The sequence below is a fragment of the Streptomyces sp. SYP-A7185 genome (genome assembly GCF_046103685.1).
Taxonomy (GTDB): domain Bacteria; phylum Actinomycetota; class Actinomycetes; order Streptomycetales; family Streptomycetaceae; genus Streptomyces.
This window is the reverse complement of sequence record NZ_CP122310.1, coordinates 8,015,978-8,032,972: the sequence shown is the minus strand read 5'-3', so window position 1 is coordinate 8,032,972 and position 16,995 is coordinate 8,015,978. Positions and strand designations below refer to the sequence as shown.

Annotated in this window: 13 protein-coding genes; 3 read left to right on the top strand and 10 right to left on the bottom strand. The window is 72.6% G+C overall.

All coding sequences use genetic code 11. From position 1 onward, the window contains the following. Positions 1 to 80: 80 nt before the first annotated feature. The gene (locus tag QBL25_RS35140; RefSeq protein ID WP_409060984.1) at positions 81 to 2,165 is read left to right on the top strand and encodes an MDR family MFS transporter; all 2,085 of its coding nucleotides are present in this window, start codon (positions 81 to 83) and stop codon (positions 2,163 to 2,165) included. A 99-nt stretch (positions 2,166 to 2,264) separates the two neighbouring features. Here the strand turns inward: QBL25_RS35140 and QBL25_RS35135 are convergent, their stop codons facing one another. The 7 genes from QBL25_RS35135 to QBL25_RS35105 form a co-directional block, all read right to left on the bottom strand. Then, positions 2,265 to 3,038, bottom strand: coding sequence for a cobalt-precorrin-6A reductase (locus QBL25_RS35135; protein WP_409060983.1), 774 nt, complete (start codon positions 3,036 to 3,038; stop codon positions 2,265 to 2,267). A gap of 235 nt (positions 3,039 to 3,273) precedes the next feature. Further along, positions 3,274 to 4,071: a sulfite exporter TauE/SafE family protein gene (locus tag QBL25_RS35130; protein ID WP_409060982.1), complete on the bottom strand. Its 798-nt coding sequence runs from the start codon at positions 4,069 to 4,071 to the stop codon at positions 3,274 to 3,276. A 114-nt stretch (positions 4,072 to 4,185) separates the two neighbouring features. Further along, complete coding sequence (locus tag QBL25_RS35125; protein WP_409060981.1) at positions 4,186 to 5,703, bottom strand: long-chain-fatty-acid--CoA ligase; 1,518 nt, start codon at positions 5,701 to 5,703, stop codon at positions 4,186 to 4,188. A gap of 161 nt (positions 5,704 to 5,864) precedes the next feature. Then, positions 5,865 to 7,052, bottom strand: a complete 1,188-nt coding sequence (locus QBL25_RS35120; RefSeq protein WP_409060980.1) for a thiolase family protein — start codon at positions 7,050 to 7,052, stop codon at positions 5,865 to 5,867. A 451-nt stretch (positions 7,053 to 7,503) separates the two neighbouring features. After that, the gene (locus QBL25_RS35115; protein ID WP_409060979.1) at positions 7,504 to 8,727 is read right to left on the bottom strand and encodes an NAD(P)/FAD-dependent oxidoreductase; all 1,224 of its coding nucleotides are present in this window, start codon (positions 8,725 to 8,727) and stop codon (positions 7,504 to 7,506) included. Then, a complete protein-coding gene (locus QBL25_RS35110) occupies positions 8,724 to 10,166 on the bottom strand; it encodes an FAD-dependent oxidoreductase (RefSeq protein WP_409060978.1) in 1,443 nt (480 codons plus the stop codon). Before QBL25_RS35110 ends, QBL25_RS35115 begins: the two co-directional genes overlap by 4 nt. Continuing rightward, positions 10,163 to 11,635, bottom strand: a complete 1,473-nt coding sequence (locus tag QBL25_RS35105) for an FGGY family carbohydrate kinase (protein WP_409060977.1) — start codon at positions 11,633 to 11,635, stop codon at positions 10,163 to 10,165. Before QBL25_RS35105 ends, QBL25_RS35110 begins: the two co-directional genes overlap by 4 nt. A 241-nt stretch (positions 11,636 to 11,876) precedes the next feature. On the opposite strand from QBL25_RS35105, the gene QBL25_RS35100 reads away from it, so the two are divergent. After that, positions 11,877 to 12,869 carry a hypothetical protein gene (locus QBL25_RS35100; protein WP_409060976.1) on the top strand — a complete coding sequence of 331 codons (993 nt, stop codon included), beginning with the start codon at positions 11,877 to 11,879 and terminating at the stop codon, positions 12,867 to 12,869. Positions 12,870 to 12,962: 93 nt separating this feature from the next. Continuing rightward, the gene (locus tag QBL25_RS35095; protein WP_409060975.1) at positions 12,963 to 14,447 is read left to right on the top strand and encodes an amino acid permease; all 1,485 of its coding nucleotides are present in this window, start codon (positions 12,963 to 12,965) and stop codon (positions 14,445 to 14,447) included. A gap of 126 nt (positions 14,448 to 14,573) precedes the next feature. Here the strand turns inward: QBL25_RS35095 and QBL25_RS35090 are convergent, their stop codons facing one another. The 3 genes from QBL25_RS35090 to QBL25_RS35080 form a co-directional block, all read right to left on the bottom strand. Next, the gene (locus tag QBL25_RS35090) at positions 14,574 to 15,128 is read right to left on the bottom strand and encodes a GNAT family N-acetyltransferase (protein ID WP_409060974.1); all 555 of its coding nucleotides are present in this window, start codon (positions 15,126 to 15,128) and stop codon (positions 14,574 to 14,576) included. A gap of 90 nt (positions 15,129 to 15,218) precedes the next feature. Then, positions 15,219 to 15,965 carry an SDR family oxidoreductase gene (locus QBL25_RS35085; protein WP_409060973.1) on the bottom strand — a complete coding sequence of 249 codons (747 nt, stop codon included), beginning with the start codon at positions 15,963 to 15,965 and terminating at the stop codon, positions 15,219 to 15,221. Between the two features lie 128 nt (positions 15,966 to 16,093). Beyond that, positions 16,094 to 16,990 carry an NAD(P)H-binding protein gene (locus QBL25_RS35080; RefSeq protein ID WP_409060972.1) on the bottom strand — a complete coding sequence of 299 codons (897 nt, stop codon included), beginning with the start codon at positions 16,988 to 16,990 and terminating at the stop codon, positions 16,094 to 16,096. Positions 16,991 to 16,995: the final 5 nt, after the last annotated feature.

Genomic DNA, 16,995 nt, shown 5'->3' with positions numbered 1-16,995 from the left:
GTGGGGTGGCCGGCCCGCGCCGTCACCGGACCGGACCGGCCCCGCATGCACGGGCCCAGGGGCGGTGTGAGGGTGAGGGTGTGACCACCACCGCCGAGCCCGCCGCCGAGGCCCCCGCCCAGGGGCCGCCCGTCCTGGACAAGCGCCGCCGCAACATCGTCTTCGTGACGATCATGCTGGGAATGCTGCTCGCCGCACTCGACCAGACCATCGTGGGCACCGCGCTGCCCACGATCGTGGCGGATCTGGGCGGCGCCGAGCACATGTCGTGGGTAGTGACGTCGTATCTGCTCGCGGAGACCGTCGCCACGGTCCTGGTCGGGAAGTTCGGTGATCTTTTCGGGCGGAAGATCGTTTTTCAGGTCTCGGCCATCGTCTTCATCACCGGCTCGTTCCTGTGCGGCCTGTCGACGAACATGACGCTGCTCATCGCCTGGCGCGCCCTCCAGGGCATCGGCGCGGGCGGGCTGATGGTGACCTCGATGGCGTTGATCGCCGACGTGATCCCGTTGCGCGAGCGCGGGAAGTACCAGGGTGCGATCGGTGCCGTCTTCGGCGTGGCCACCGTCATCGGGCCGCTGCTCGGCGGCCTCTTCACCGACCATCTGACCTGGCGCTGGGCCTTCTACGTCAACGTGCCGATCGCGATCGTCGTGGTGATCGCGGCGGCGCGGAACATCCCCGTCGTGAAGTCGGCGGTGCGTCCCGTCATCGACTATCTCGGCATCGCGTTCGTCGCGATCGGCGCCAGCGCGCTGATCCTGGCGACGAGTTGGGGCGGCAACCAGTACGCGTGGGGTTCGGGCACCATCATCGCGCTGTTCGTGGGCGGCGCGCTCGCGCTCGCGCTGTTCTGCGTGGTCGAGACACGGGCCGCCGAACCGATGCTGCCGATGCGGCTCTTCGCCAACCCCGTCTTCACGGTCTGCTCGATCCTCAGCTTCATCGTCGGCTTCGCGATGCTGGGCGCGATGACGTTCCTGCCGACCTATCTGCAGTACGTCGACGGGGACTCGGCCACGATCTCGGGCGTGCGGACGCTGCCCATGGTGATCGGGCTGCTCATCGCCTCGATCTTCAGCGGCAACGTGGTCAGCAAGACCGGTAAGTACCGGATCTTCCCCATCATCGGTGCGCTGGTGATGGCGCTCGGGCTGTATCTGCTCTCGCTCATGGGCAGCGAGACCAGCACCTGGCTCGAATCGCTGTACATGTTCGTGCTCGGTACCGGTATCGGGCTGTGCATGCAGGTCCTGACGATCGCCGTGCAGAACACCGTCGTGTACGCCGACCTGGGCACCGCGACCTCCGGGGTCACCTTCTTCCGTACGCTGGGCAGCTCTTTCGGCACGGCGATGTTCGGGACCATCTACGCCAACACGCTCAAGCCGAACCTGGAGGACGGCGTCGCGGCGGCGGCCAGGGCCGGGGCCACGGATCCCGCCGCGGTGGCCAAGGCGGCGCAGAGTCCGCAGGGGCTGCACGGCCTTCCCGCGGAGGTGGCGGCGCCCATCATCAAGGCGTACGCCGACACGCTGCACACCGTGTTCCTGTGGACGGTTCCCGTGGCGCTGCTCGGGTTCCTGGTGGCTCTCTTCCTCAAGCAGGTGCAGCTGCGGGACAGCGCGCGGATGAGTTCCTCGGACATGGGCGAGGGCTTCGCGTCGCCGACCTCCGGCGGCAATCCTGACCGGGTGCTCGAACTGGCCGTCGGCAACATCATCCGCAGTACCGGCATGGACACCGCACGGCGCGTCATCCGCGAGTCCGACACCCGGCTGGACATCGCCGGGGCGTGGGCCGTGATGCAGGTCGCGCTCTTCGACCGGCTGGTCGGCCACGCCAGTCTGAGCCTGATCGCGGCCCGGCGGCAGCTGCCGGCCGAAGTCCTGGTGCCGGTCTTCGACCGCATGGTCGAGGAGGGCTTCCTCACCCGCTCCGGCCTGCTCTTCTCGCACACCCCGGCCGGGGCGCGCGAGGCCGAGGTGATCGGCAAGGCGTGGTCCGGGTGGCTGGGCGAGCAGGTGGAGAGGGACAGCGGCCGGCCCGCCGACCAGGACCTCGTCAAGGCGGTGGACGCGATCGCGAAGCGGCTGCTCGTGGAAGACCTGGAGCACGGCCTGGCCCCCGAGGCACGGAAGCCGCTCGCATCAGGCAGGGCATGACCACCTGACGTCAGCCATGCGCGCCTGACGTCAGGCATGCGCATCTGGCGTCAGGCACACGCAACAGGCCACCCTCCCGTCAGGCGGAGCCAGCTGACGTCATGCACGGCCACCTGAGCCGAAGACGCCCGCCAGGTGTGACAGCACGCTCGCCTCGTCCGGCAGCACCGTCGCGCCCTCCGGTGGTGGCGGGCGGCGGACGACGACCACGGGCACGGCGAGCGCGCGGGCGGCGGTGAGTTTGGCCGCCGTGGCGGCGCCGCCGCTGTCCTTGGTCACCAGGACGTCGACGCGGTGCTCGCGCAGCAGCGCCGTCTCGCCCTCGACCGTGTAGGGCCCGCGGTCCAGGAGCACCTCGGTGTGACGGGGCAGCGGCGGTTCGGGCTCCTCCACGGACCGTACGAGGAAATGGAGTTCCGCCAGTCCCGGCACCGCCCGTGCGTCAGCGAAGGCGGCGAGGCCGAGGCGTCCCGTGGTGAGGAAGACGCGGCGCCCCAGCGCGGGCAGCAGCGCCGCCGCGTCGGCGAGCGAGGCCGCGTCGTGCCAGCGGTCGCCCGGCTCCGGGCGCCAGCCGGGGCGGCGGAGCAGGACAGCGGGGACACCGGTGGCCGCCGCGGCGCGGACCGCGTGCTCGCTGATGGTGGCGGCGAAGGGGTGGGTGGCGTCCACGACGGCGTCCGCCTCCTGCTCGCGCAGCCAGGCGGCCAGGCCGTCCACGCCGCCGAACCCACCGATCCGTACGTCCCCTTCGAGCGCGGCCGGGCGGGTGACGCGGCCGGCGAGCGAGGTGGTCACGCGGACGCCGGGGCGAGCGGCGAGGGCGGCGGCGAGGCGGCGGGCTTCGGTGGTTCCGCCGAGGACGAGCACATGCATGGCCCCGAGGCTACGTGGCGCCGCGCGGCCGTCCGACGGCCGCCAGCCATCAGCCGTCAGCCGTCAGCCGTCACCGCCGACCGTCAGCCGCATCCGTCAGCCGTGGTCAGTCAGCCGCCAGCCACCGTCCGCCGTTCGCCGTTCGCCGTTCGCCGTTCGCCGTTCGCCGTTCGCCGTTCGCCAGCCACAGTCCGCCAGCCGTCGTCCGCCAGCCGCCAGCCGTCATCCGCCCGCCTCAGCGCAGCAGCAGTTGGAGGCCTCCGAGGACCGTGGCCCCGATCACCAGTTGCTCGAAGAGGCGCTGGTTGATCCGGTGCACGGCCAGCTTGCCGATGAGGGCACCCGGGACGACGAAGAGCACGAGGGCCGCGTCGAGCAGCAGTGAGTGTGCGTCGATCAGGCCGAGGCCCACGCTGAACGGCACCTTGGAGGTGTTGACGATGAGGAAGAACCACGCCGACGTCCCCAGGAAGCTGAGCTTGCGGAAGCCCGCGGAGAGCAGATACATCGACATGACGGGGCCGCCCGCGTTGGCCACCATGGTGGTGAAGCCGCCGAGCACGCCGTACGAGGGGCCCTTGAGGCGTGAGGGGTCCCTGAAGCGTGAGGGGCCCTTCTGGGGCGCGGGGCCCTCGGGGTGCGGTCCGCCTGCGGGCTCCGCCTCGCCGGCGGGGGCCCTGCGGCGCCACACCGTGACCGCCGCCATCAGCAGGAGGATCGCCCCGATCGACGTACGGACGATGGCGTCGTCGGCCCACATCAGGAAGACCGTGCCCACCACCACGCCGCCCGCGACGGCGGGGAACAGCCGCCACAGGGTGGGCCAGTGGGCGTGTCTGCGGTAGGTCAGGACGGCCAGGACGTCGCCCGCGATGAGGATGGGCAGCAGGACCCCGGTCGATTCGCGGGCCGGAAGGACCGCGGCGAAGACCGCGAGGCTGACCGTGTTGGCGCCGCTGACGGCGGTTTTCGAGAAGCCGACGAGCACCGCGGCCGCGGCGAGCGCGGCGAAACCCCAGATAGATATGTCCATGCCGAAAACAAATGCTAGACCCAACTATCCCGGTGCCGCCCACGGCGGCCACATCCTGGACGCCTGCGCCCCGCCTCCTCGTTCGCGCACCGCACCCCGCCGTACGTCGGTCGCCTACGCCCCGCCGTAGGTGACGCGCAGCTCCCGCTTGAGGACCTTCATGCTGGGGCCGAGAGGCAGTTCGCCGGTGAACTCGACGCGGCGCGGGTACTTGTGGCGCCCCAGGTGCTCCTTCGACCAGGCGGTGATGCCTTCGGCGTCGGGGGCCGAGCCCGGGGCCGGGACGACGACGGCGCAGATCTCCTCGCCGTGCACGTCGTCGGGCAGGCCGATCACGGCGACCTGCGCGACGTCCGGGTGGCGCATGAGCACCTCCTCGACCTCGCGCGGGTAGACGTTGAAGCCGCCGCGGATGATGACGTCCTTCTTACGGTCGACGATGGCCAGGAACCCGTCGGTGTCCTTGGTGCCGAGGTCACCGGTGCGGAACCAGCCGTCGACGACGGCCTCGGCGGTCGCCTCCGGGCGCCCCAGGTAGCCGGAGAAGACGTTGTGGCCGCGGACCACGACCTCGCCCAGCTCCCCCGCAGGCAGCAGTTCGATCCGCCCCTCGACGTCGGCGCGGGCGATCTCCACGTCGACGCCCCACAGCGGGTGGCCGATGCTGCCGGGCCTGGTGCCGAAGACGGGCTGGTTCACACTGGCCGTGGGCGAGGTCTCGGAGAGCCCGTACCCCTCGTAGACCGGTACGCCGAAGGCCTCCTCGAAGCGCTCGAGGACGGCGACGGGCAGCGAGGCGCCGCCGGAGATCGCGAGCCGCAGGGCGGGGAGTGCGGGGGCCGTGGCCGCGGCGGCCACGAGGTTCACGTACATCGTCGGCACCCCGTGGAAAGTGTTGACGCCCTCAGCCGCCATCAGTTCGACGGCGCGCGCGGCGTCGAAGCGCGGCAGCAGGACGAGCGTCGCGCCCGCGCGCCAGGTGGCGTTCATGGAGACGGTCTGACCGAACGCGTGGAAGAGCGGGAGGGCACCGAGCGCGACGTCGTCACCGCGCACGTCGTGGGAGTCGAAGGCACAGACGGTCGCGTTCATCACCAGGTTGAGGTGGCTGAGTACGGCGCCTTTGGGAACCCCGGTGGTGCCGCTGGTGTAGAAGACGACGGCCGGGTCGTCGGCGTCACGGGAGACGTAGCTGGGCAGAGGCTCGGCAGCCCCCGCCAGGGTCTCCAGCTCGCCGTCCCCGCCGAGGGTCAGCATCCGTACGCCGGTGGCCGTGGCCGCGGCCTTGCCCGTCTCGGCCTGAGCGGGGTGACACAGGAGCAGGGTGGCCCCGCTGTCCCGCAGGACGTGCTCGACCTCTTCCGCGGAGAGCAGCAGGTGTACGGGGACGACGACGCCGCCCGCGGCGAGGATCGCGTAGTAGGCGCGGGGGAACTCGGCGGTGTTGGGCGCCATGAGGGCCACCCGGTCCCCCGGCCGCACCCCGAGCCCGACCAGGGCGGCAGCCTGGGCGCGTGCCTGCTGCCACAACTCGCGGAACGTCAGGCGCAGTTCCCCCTCGACGAGGGCGGTGCGGTCCGGCCGGCGACGGGCGGGCTCGGCGAGGATCGCGGCGAGGGACAGCGTGGCCATGGGTGGTGCTCCGTTTCCGTGCGGCGGTGCGGGGGCCCCGGGGGGCGGCGATGCGGCGCCCGGGTTGCGAGATACGGGGCCCGGGCTGCGGGTTGCGAGATGCGGGGCCCGGGTCGCGGGATATGGGGCCCGGGCTGCGGGAGGGGGGCGGTCGGGTGGGCTCAGCCGCGCTCGACGAGCAGCGCGCTGCCCTGGCCGACGCCCACGCACATCGTGGCCAGGCCGCGGGCCGCGCCGGTGCGGCGCATGCGGTGCAGCAGCGTGGTCAGGATGCGGGCGCCGGAGCAGCCGAGGGGGTGCCCGATGGCGATGGCGCCGCCGGTCGGGTTCACCAGCTCCGGGTCGATGCCCAGGGCGTCGACGCAGGCCAGGGCCTGGGCCGCGAACGCCTCGTTGAACTCCGCCTCCTGGAGGTCCTCGATGGACCAGCCGACGCGGGTGAGGGCCTTCCGGGTGGCGGGGACGGGTCCGATGCCCATGACGTCCGGGTGCACCCCGGCGGAGGCGCCGGCGGCGTACCGTCCCAGGGATTCGAGGCCCAGGTCGTTCAGGGCCTCCTCGCTGACGAGGAGGAGCCCGGCCGCGCCGTCGTTCATCGGTGACGCGTTGCCCGCGGTGACGGTGCCGCCCTTGCGGAAGACGGGGCGCAGGCCGCTGAGCTTCTCGTACGAGGTGTCCTCCCGGACGCATTCGTCACGCTCGAAGAGGGTGCCGTCCGGCAGGGTGACGGGCAGGATCTCGTCGTCGAAGTGGCCGTTCTTGCGGGCCTCGGCCGCGCGCTGGTGGCTGCGCAGGGCGAAGGTGTCCTGCCGCTCGCGGGAGACGCCGTAGCGCTCCGCGACCTCCTCGGCGGTCTCTCCCATGGCGAGGACGCCGTGCAGGTCCTTCATCTCGGGGTTGACCAGACGCCATCCGAGCCGGGTGTCGGCGGCCTCCATCTTGTGCGGCAGCGCCTCGTCCGGGCGGGGCAGGACGAAGGGGGCGCGGCTCATCGACTCGGAGCCGCCCGCGAGGACGACGTCGGCCTCGCCGGAGGCGATGGTGCGGGCGGCGGCGGTGACCGCTTCCATGCCGGAGGCGCAGAGCCGGTTCACGGTGGCGCCGGGCACGGATTCCGGGAGGCCGGCGAGGAGGGCGGCCATGCGGGCCACGTTGCGGTTGTCCTCGCCCGCTTGGTTGGCGGCGCCCCAGTAGATGTCGTCGATCCGGGCGGGGTCCAGCGCGGGGGTGGCCGCGAGGAGTCCGCGTACGACGGTGGCGGCGAGGTCGTCCGGGCGGACGGAGGAGAGGCTGCCGCGCAGCTTGCCGAGGGGGGTACGGCGGGCTGCGGCGAAGTGGACTGGGCGCACGATACGGCTCCGGATCGTTTGCGGTCAGCGTCTGGCGTCACCGGGCTGCGGGCTGCGCAAGGCGACGCGTGACGTAAATTAGCACTGCTAGTTTTGGAGTGTACGGGGAGGCGCCGCCGGTGGGAAGGGTGACTTGCCGCACCGGGGCGTGGCGCGTCTTGGCCGTCACCGGCCTTGCCGGTCGGCGCTGGTCCTTGCCTGGCCGCGCTCGTCCTTGCCGGTCCGCGCCCGTCCTCTCCGGCCCACGTAGGTCCGCGTCGGTCCGCACCGGCCCACGCCGACCCCCGCCCCCGTCGGTCCGCGCCCGTCCTCGCCGACCCGCGCCAGCCTCTGCTGGTCACCCCCAAGCAGCTGCAACGGATACAGCGGCCCCCCAGGCAGCCCCGAAACCCCGCACCCCGCGTCCCCGCATCCCCGCATCCCCGCCCCAAGAGCGAAGACCCCCGCCCCACTAACCCAGCGTCACCCTGACCGGGCCGCCTCCCCCGTCCACCCTTCCGACCCAGCGGGCCGGGAGATACACCGCCCGGTTCGGCAGCACCCCGTGCCGTAGGCGTTGGCGGTACAGGGGGCGGTCGTCCTGGGTCACCAGGAGGACGGGGAAGGTCGCCGGCTTCGTGGTGCGCAGGATGAAGCGGTGCCCGGGGGCTCCCGGCACGATCCGGTTCGGTGCCACCCAGCGCAGGGGCGCGTCGACCAGCAGCGGGACCGACCCGGAGGGCCACCTCGCCCCCGCGAGATGTCCGCGCACCGCACGGGCGACCCGTACGCCCTCCGCCGCGGCCACCCGCGCCGGTTCCGCCGCGTGCACCGCGTTGCCCGCCGCGAAGACCCCGGGCGTCGCCGTGCGGAACGAACCGTCCACCGCAGGGCCACGCGTCCCGGGGTCGAGGAGCACGTCACCGCGCCGGGCCAGCTCGTGGTCGGGCACGAAGTCCCCGGTGAACACCACCGTGTCGCAGGCCAGCACCCGCTCGCGCCCGTCGGCCCGCCGCAGCCGCACCCCCGTCAGCCGCCCGCGGCCCAGGAGTTCGGTCACCACCGCCCCGGTCAGCAGCGGCACCGGGGGCACCCCGAGGCGAGCGGAGGCGGACCGGGCCCGGCTCACCTGGGCGCGCGCCTCCTCCGTCACGAGCGCGGCGACCTCCACGCCCGCGCCCCGCAGCACGGCGAGCGCCGCGTAGCTCACCGGCTCCGCGCCCACGACGACCGCGCGGGTGCCGATCTCCTGCCGGTAGACGGCGACCGCCTGCTGCAACTCCCCGGTGGTGAACACCCCGGCCGGCCGCGTCCCCGGCACGAGCCGTGCCGTCCGCGGCCGTTCCCGCGCGCCGGTGGCCAGGACCACGGCACGCGCGGTGATCCGCTCAAGGCCGTGCGGCCCCGTGGTGTCCATGGACAGCGGTCCGGCCCAGCCGATGGCACTCACCCCGGTCCGTACGGCCGCTCCGGCGCCGAGAGCGGCCTCGACGAGGCGCTCCGCGTACTGCGGGCCCGTCATGCCCCACCGCCCGAACCCGCCCCGGTGGCAGTGGCGCGGCACACCGCCGGCCCGTGCCTCCCGTTCGAGGACCTCCACCGTGCCCGCACCCGATGCGGCGAGGCGCGCGGCGGCGGTGAGCCCCGCGGGACCCGCGCCGACGACGAGTACGTCCACGTTCCGCTGCCGCCTCATCGGCCCGCTCCCGACTCGCCCCAGCCGTCGAAGAGTTCGCGGACCGCCGCCCCGCAGTAGAACCCCTGGCAGCGTCCGCCCCGCGCCCGTGTCCTGCGCCGCAGTCCGTCCAGCGAGCCGGGCGGGACCGTGCTGATGAGGGCGTCCCTGATCTCCCCGCGGGTCACGCGTTCGCAGTGGCAGACGATGCTGCCGTACGCGGGGTCGGTCGCGATGAGGTCGGCGCGCTCGTAGGGGCGGGGGAACGATTCGCCGAGGTTCGGCATGCGCACGGGGTCGAGGTCCCCGGGGGCCGTCAGGTCAAGGTCGGATCCCGCGGCCTCGGCGAGCAGGCCGACGACGTACTCCGCGATGGCCATCGACGCGGTGAGGCCGGTGGACCGGATGCCGCCGACGGTCACACAGCGCTGGTGCGGTGAGGCGTGGATCTGGTAGTCGTCGTGCTCGGTGGCCGCCCGCAGCCCGGCGTAGACCGCGGTGACCTCCTCGTCCAGGAGTGCGGGCAGGATGCGCCGGCCCTTGGCGCGCAGCCCGGCGATGCCGTCCTCGGTCGTTCCCGTCGCCGCCTTGTCGTCCAACTCCTCGGCGGTGGGGCCGAGAAGAACGTTTCCGTACACGGTCGGCGACACCAGGACTCCCTTGCCCAGTGCGGTGGGCACCGGCAGGAGGATGTGGCCGACCAGATCACGGGCGAGCTTGTCGAAGACGATGAGCTGGCCGCGGCGCGGGGTCACCGTGAACGCGCCGCGGGAGAGCAGCCGCCGGTCGAGCACGTCGGCGTGCAGGCCCGCGGCGTTGACGAGGTAGCGGGTGCGCACGACGCCTCGGGGTGTCGTCAGCTCATGGCAGGTGGCACCCTCTCGTGAGGCCGAACCCACTCTCTCCACCGCACAGTTGAGGTGCAGGTCCACTCCCCCGCGCACCGCCTGGGTCGCGTACGCGAGGGTCGTCGTCCAGGGGCAGATGATGGACTCGCCGGGGACGTCGAGCGCACCCAGCACACCCTCGCCCAGGTGGGGTTCGCGGGCGCGGACCTCGTCGGCGCCGATGATGCGCGCCTCGTGGTAGTCGTTGCGTCGCGCCTTCTCCAACAGGCCCGGCAGTGCAACCAGTTGCTCTTCGTCCCAGGCGATGAGCAGCGCGCCGACCGGTTCGACGGGGATGCCCGACTCGGCGGCGTACGCGCCGAGCAGCCGGCTGCCCTCGCGTACGAGGCGGGCCTCCAGGGAGCCCGGCACAGCGTCGAAACCGGTGTGCAGGATCGCGGTGTTGGCCTTCGACGTGCCGTCGCCCACGTCGCCGGAGGCTTCCACCAGGGCCACGCGGAGGCGGTGGTGTCCGGCCAGTTCCCTGGCGATGGCCGAGCCGACCACCCCGGCACCGACGACCGTCACGTCGTAGGGCTCGGACGGCAGCGGCCCCTTGGTGGTGACGCTCATGACGAGGGGACGGGCGCGCGGTCGAGGAGCGCGTCGACCGCCGAGCGGAAGCCCGCAAGGCGCTCGGCGGCCCGGTCGGCGTCGATCCTCGGCTCGTACACGGTGGTGGGCCGCCAGCGAGGCACGACGTCCCGGACCGTGAGCGCCGGGTCGAGGCCCATGCGGGCGACGGCGCCCACTCCGAGGGCGCTGACATCGGGCAACGCCGATACCTCCACCGGGAGTTGGAGCAGATCGGCCTGGGTCTGCATGAGGAGGGCGGAGCGGGTCAGACCGCCGTCGACGCGCAGGCTCGTCAGGGGCTCGCCCAGGTCGGCGGCCACGGCGTCGGCGAGGGAGGCGACTTGGGCGGCGACGCCCTCGCACAGGGCGCGGACCAGATGGCCGGGGGCCGTGTCGAGTCCGAGGCCGGTGATGGAGCCGCGCAGGTCACCGCGCCACCAGGGCGCCGCGAGCCCGGCGAGCGCGGGAACGAACGTCACACCGCCCGCGTCCGGCACCGACGAGCCCACCAGGTCGAGGTCGGCCGCCCCCTCGATCACACCGAGGTCCGTGAGCCAGCGGACGGCGGACGCGGCCGTGTAGACCTGGCCGTCCAGGCAGTAGCTGCTCTCGCCCGCGAACCGCCAGGCGACGCAGCTGACCAGGCCGGAGTCCCCGCGCCGCGGGCGGGAGCCGGTCTGGGCGAGCAGGAAGGCGCCGGTGCCGTAGGTGCACTTGGCGGTGCCGGGCTCGGTCACGTCCTGGGCGAGCAGCGCGGCCTGCTGGTCGACGAGGAGCCCGGTCAACGGGAGTTCGGGGCCGAAGGCCTTCGTGGTGCCGACCGGGCCCGCCGCGTCGACGACGCGCGGCAGCCGCTCGTCGGCGAGGCCGAAGACGTCCAGGGCGCGCGGTGACCACGTGACGTCGTCCAGGTCGAGGAGCTGGGTGCGCCCCGCGGTCGCCGCGTCGGTGACGAACGCGCCGGTCAGCTGGTGGACCAGCCAGGCGTCGCTGGTGGTGACGACGCCTTCGCGGGTGAGGTGGCGGCGTATCCACGCCATCTTGGGCGCGGCGAAGTACGGGTCGAGGGGGAGCCCCGTCAGGTGCCTCACCTCGTCGGCGTACGGGGCGAGTTCCGTGCACAGAGCCTCCGCGCGCCGGTCCTGCCAGACGATCGCCTCGGTCAGCGGCCGGCCCGATACGGGGTCCCAGGCGAGCACCGTCTCGCCCTGGTTGGCGAGGCCGACCGCCGCGACCGGCTCCCCCGCGTCGGCCAGGGCGCGGCGTCCCGCGTCCACGACCGAGGCGAACAGCGCCGCCGGATCGACCTCGACCCGGCCGCCGGGGAGGTGGCGCGGGCGTACGGGCGCGGCGCCGGATCCGATCACCCCGCGCTCCGGGCAGAGGACGAGCGCCTTCGTGCCGGACGTGCCCTGGTCGATGGCGAGGACTGCCTCGCCGCGCGGTCCGCCGCCATTGGTGATCACCGCGGAAGCCTGCTACAGCGCCCGGGAGGGCGTCAAGGGGCCCTGGAGCGGGCGTTTCCGCCCTGACTTTTTCTCAAAACTCCAACCGGCGCGCCGAGTTGAGCGGAAATCGATTACAAAAGATCCAGGAACCGGCCTGTAAAGAGAAGTTACAGATCTACACTGACCGCCGAACAACATCACTCCGTCCTAGGCCAGTTCACACCCTCTGCCTACCGACCTTTTCCCCCACAGAGGACTCATGCCCACTCCGTCAGGCCGCCCCGTGTACCACCCGGCGGGCCACGACGAACAGTTGCGCGCTGTTCTCCAGGACCTCAAGACGGGTCGCTGGGTGTCGACGCGCACCTTGCTCGACTCGACACCCGACTGGGGACTGTGGACGCAGCGCACGCAGATCCTGGCCGCCGCCGTCGCCGGCTCCGACGTGGTCAGCACCTGGCTGGCCGAGGAACCGCGCAGCGCCGCCGCGTCCGTGCTGCACACCAGGGTCCTGGTCGAACGGACCCTGCGCGCCCATCGGGCCGGCCACCGGCACACCAACGAGCTGTGGCGCGACGCGGCGGCCGCGTGCGGCGCGACGATCGAGACGTCGCCCGAGGACCCCGTCCCGTGGGTCTGCCTGCTCGCCCTCGCGCAGCTCGACCGAGGGCAGCGGTGGGACGAGCACCGGGTCCCGGCCCCCGAGCCCATGCTGTTCCCCGGCCCCTGGCACCTCCTCGCGGAGGCCGACAAACGCGACCCGGGCAACCGCGAGGCCTACCACCGGATGCTCCAGTTCGCCTACACCCGGCGCCCCGGCGGCCCGCTCACCGAAGCGGTCAACTTCGCGCACTGGGCTTCCGGTTCGGCACCCGCGGGATCGGCGCTGCACGCCCTGCCGCTGTACGTGCGCGTCGAGCGGTACCGCAAGGACGGGGGCGCCGAGCACGCTCTTGACCTGCACTGGATAGGGGAGGACGCGACCCGCTCCGCCCTGCGCGCACTGCACCTGTGGTTCGAACACACCTTGCCCGCGGCGACCTCGCTGCTCGACCTCAGCCACTTGGCGCACGCGTTGTGGGGCGCGCATGAATTCCGGCACGCGGCCCGGGTGTTCGAGGCGCTCGACCCCTTCTACACCGTGGCGCCGTGGACGTACCGCACGCGGTCGCCCGGTGACGCGGACGCGGCGGCCGAGGCGTTCATGCAGGCTCGCACGCGCTGTCTGAGCGCCTTACGCGACGCGCCCTGACGGCACCACCAGCTCCCCGATCCATCGCTCCCCGACGGAGGTACGTCCGTGTCCCGCACCACCTGGTCGAGTCCCGATTCGACCGCGGCTCCCATGCCAGACGAGGAACAAAGGCTCAGGGAGCTCGGCTACCAGCCGGTCCTCGCGCGCCGGATGGGAGGCTTCGGCAACTTCGCCATCAGCTTCTCCGTCATCTCCATCCTCTCCGGCTGCATGACCCTGTACGGCTTCGGGCTCGGCACCGGCGGTCCGGCCGTGATGCTCTGGGGCTGGGCGGGCGTCGGCCTCTTCGTGCTCTTCGTGGGCATGGCGCTGGCCGAGGTCACCAGCGCGTACCCCACGTCGGGGGCTCTCTACTACATGGCCGACCGGCTCGGCGGACGGCGCTGGGGCTGGTACACCGGCTGGCTGAACCTGCTCGGCCTGCTCGGCGCGATCGCGGGCATCGACTACGGCGCCGCGCTGTTCACCGGGGCGTTCCTGAACCTCAAGTTCGGCTTCACGCCGACGCCCGAGAAGACCTTCCTGATCTTCCTCTGCATCCTGCTCCTGCACGCCGTCCTGAACCTCTTCAACGTGCGTCTGGTCAGCCTGCTCAACTCCATCAGCGTGTGGTGGCACGTGGCCGGTGTCGCCGTGATCGTGGGCGTCCTCGCCATCGTGCCCGACCACCACCAGTCGCCGGGCTTCGTCTTCGGCGAGTTCGTCAACGACACCGGCTGGGACAACCCGCTCTACGTCACGGCGATCGGTCTGCTCCTCGCGCAGTACACCTTCTGCGGGTACGACGCCTCCGCCCACCTCTCGGAGGAGACCTCCAACGCCTCGGTGACCGCGGCGCGCGGCATCGTGCGTGCCATCTGGGCGTCCTGGATAGCCGGCTTCGTGCTCCTTGCCGGCCTGACGTTCGCGATCCAGGACTACGCGGGCACGCAGAACACCGAGACCGGCGTACCGCCCGCGCAGATCATGATCGACGCGATCGGCGAGTCCGGCGCCACCGCGCTGCTGCTCATCGTCATCGTGGCGCAGCTCTTCTGCGGCAACGCCGAGACCGCCGCCGCGAGCCGCATGGTGTTCGCCTTCAGCCGCGACAACGCGCTGCCGGGCTCGAAGGTGTGGCGCAAGGTCAGCACCCGCACCCAGGTGCCGGTGCCCGCCGTGTGGCTGTCGGTCGGTCTCGCCGCGGTCATCGCGCTGCCGTCGCTGTACTCGACGACCGCGTACACCGCCGTGACCGCCATCAACGTCATCGGGATCACGCCCGCGTACGCCATCCCGATCTATCTGCGGCTGCGGGCCGGCGACCGCTTCCAGCCGGGCCCGTGGAACCTGGGCCGCTGGAGCAAGCCCATCGGCTGGATCGCGGTGGTCTGGGTGGCCTTCGTGACGGTCCTGTTCTGCCTGCCGCAGGTCTCGCCGGTGACGGTCGACTCGATGAACTACGCGTCGATCGCGCTTGTCGTGGTGCTGACGCTCGCCACGGTGTGGTGGTTCGTGGCGCGGCGCTCCTACAGCACGCCGTCGGCGTACGGGACGGAGCGGGAGCAGGCGGAGATCGCGGAGGACATCGTCTGACCGCGCCCGGCCCTGGCGTCGGACGCGGCCTCGATGAGGCCTCGACGCGGACTCGCCTCAAGAGGCCCGACCGCACCCCGTGATAGCTCCCTGGGGGACCTCACGGGGTGCGGTTACGGGGTGCGGTTACGGGGTGCGGTCGTTCAGGATCCGCTGGAAGAGCCGGTGGTCGCGCCAGGCGCCGTCGATGTGCAGGTAGGCCGGCGCGACACCGAACTCCTCGAAGCCGCACTTGGCGAGCACCCGCTGCGAGGGCACGTTGTCCAGGAGGGTGCCCGCCTCAACGCGGTGCAGACCGAGCTCGGTGTCGGCGGCGACGCAGGCCCGGGTGACGGCGGCGGTGGCGAGACCGCGGCCGACGTGGTCCACGTCGATCCAGTAACCGAGGGTCCCGCTGCGGAAGGGGCCGAGGGAGACGGCGGACAGCGTGACGGAGCCGACGATCTCGCCCTCGCGGTCGAGCACCCAGGGCGCGGCCCGTCCGGCCCGGCACTCCTCCAGCTGGACCCGGAGCCTGGCGGCCTGCGCGCGCGAGGTGAAGTAGTCCTCGGGCCGGGTCGGCTCCCACCGCTCCAGATGGGCCCGGCTGCGCAGCCGGGCCCGGGCGAGACCGTCCGCGTCCGCAGGCGTGGCGGGGCGCATGACGACGTCCGGGGTGATGCGGGCGACTTCGGTGATCATGCGCCAAGCGTAGAGATCACGAAGGATGCCTGCACCGGCCTGGACACCGTCCGCACGGACGGGGCGATGGCTTCCGCCCGCCTCGGCCCCTCACCGGCCGCCCGCCACCCGCAGGATCGTGCCGCTGGTGTACGACGCCTCCGGGGAGAGCAGCCAGGTGACTGCTGCCGCGATCTCTTCGGGGTGGCCCGAGCGGCCCAGGGGGATGCTCTCGGCGAGCTTCGCCGGGCGTTCGGGGTCCGCGTGGAACTCGGTCCAGATCACGCCGGGCGCGACCGCGTTGACGCGGATGCCGTCCGCCGCGACCTCCTTCGAGAGACCCACGGTCATCGTGTCGACGGCGCCCTTGGCCGCGGCGTAGTGGACGTACTCGCCCGGGGCGCCGAGGGTGGCCGCCGCCGAGGAGATGTTGACGATGCCGCCGCCGGAACCGGTCCGCTTCATGTCCCGGATCGCGCGCCGGGCACAGAGCAGATAGCCCAGGACGTTCACGTCGAGCGCGCGGCGCATGGCGGCGACGTCGGCCTCGGCGAGGGGCCCCACCGGGGCGCCGATCCCGGCGTTGTTCACCAGGCCCGTGACCGGGCCCAGTTCCGCGGCGGCGGTCTCGAAGAGGCGGTCGACGCCGGCCTCCTCCGCGGTGTCCATGCGGACGGTGACACAGCGGACGCCGTCGCCGCCCGTCGCGCGGACTTCCGCGGCCACCTTCTCGGCGGCGTCGGCATCGGAGTGGTAGCCGAGGGCGATGCTGTGGCCGTCCTTGGCGAGGCGGACGGAGATGGCCGCGCCGATGCCGCGGCTTCCTCCGGTGACGACGGTGACGGGGTTCTGCGGCACGTTTCCTCCGGGAGGCAAGGGGGCGGGGTCCGGTTCGCTGCTTTGATCGATCATTAGTTGTTTTGATCGATCATTCCCCACCCTCGCCCCCTCCCGAAACCGGGGTCGGGTCCCCTCGGCGGATCACCTCACCGACCGGGCACCCCACTCCCCCGTACGAACGCCGCCAGCGTCTTCGGCTCCTGTCCGCCGATGCGCTCGATCGTCTCCGTGACCCGGTACAGCTCGTGGTGCGAGCCGATCAGGCGGAACAGTTCCCACAGCTTGTCCAGGTGGGCCACCACGTGCGTGTCCCCGTAGAGGGACATGGCCCGCTCCCGCCACTCCTCCGGAGCCGCGTCCGTGTAGGTCAGGCCCCCGCCGAACGTCTCCACGACCTGGGCCACGGACAGCACCTGCCCGGTCAGGAGCACCACGGGATCGGGACACGCCGGCAGCGGGTCCGCAAGAAGGCCCGCGCCCACCCGGGCCACGTCCTCGCCCGCGATCAGCGGAAGCACGGTGTCCGGCGCGCCCAGGGGCATCACCAGCTCACGGCCGCCGCCCGCCCGCACCAGGAAGTCCAGGTTCTCGAAGAAGACCCCGGCCCGCAGATGCACCGCCCCGACCTCAGCCCGGTCGAGGACCTCCTCGGCGACCCAGTGCTGCCGCATCCGGGGCGTGCCCGCGTCGGGTGCCGCCGCCAGCTGGGACACCTCGACGACGCGCTCGAGCCCCTCGCGCCTTGCCGCCGCCGCGAACGCGCCGGTCGCCTCCAGCAGGCCGTCGGTCACCGGGTACGTGAAGAAGGCGCGCCGCACGCCCCGCATCGCCGCGAGCACGTCCGTGATCTCGCGCAGGTCGCCGACGACCACCTCCGCGCCCGCCTTGCGCAACGCGGCGGCACGGTCGTCGTCGGTGCGCACGAAGGCCCGTACCGCCCGGCCCCGGTCGAGCAGCAGCCGCACCACATGACGGCCGGTGGAACCCTGCTGTCCTCCCGCGGCTCCGGTGACGAGGACCGGGCCTTCCGACGTCGAAGGCATCGCGC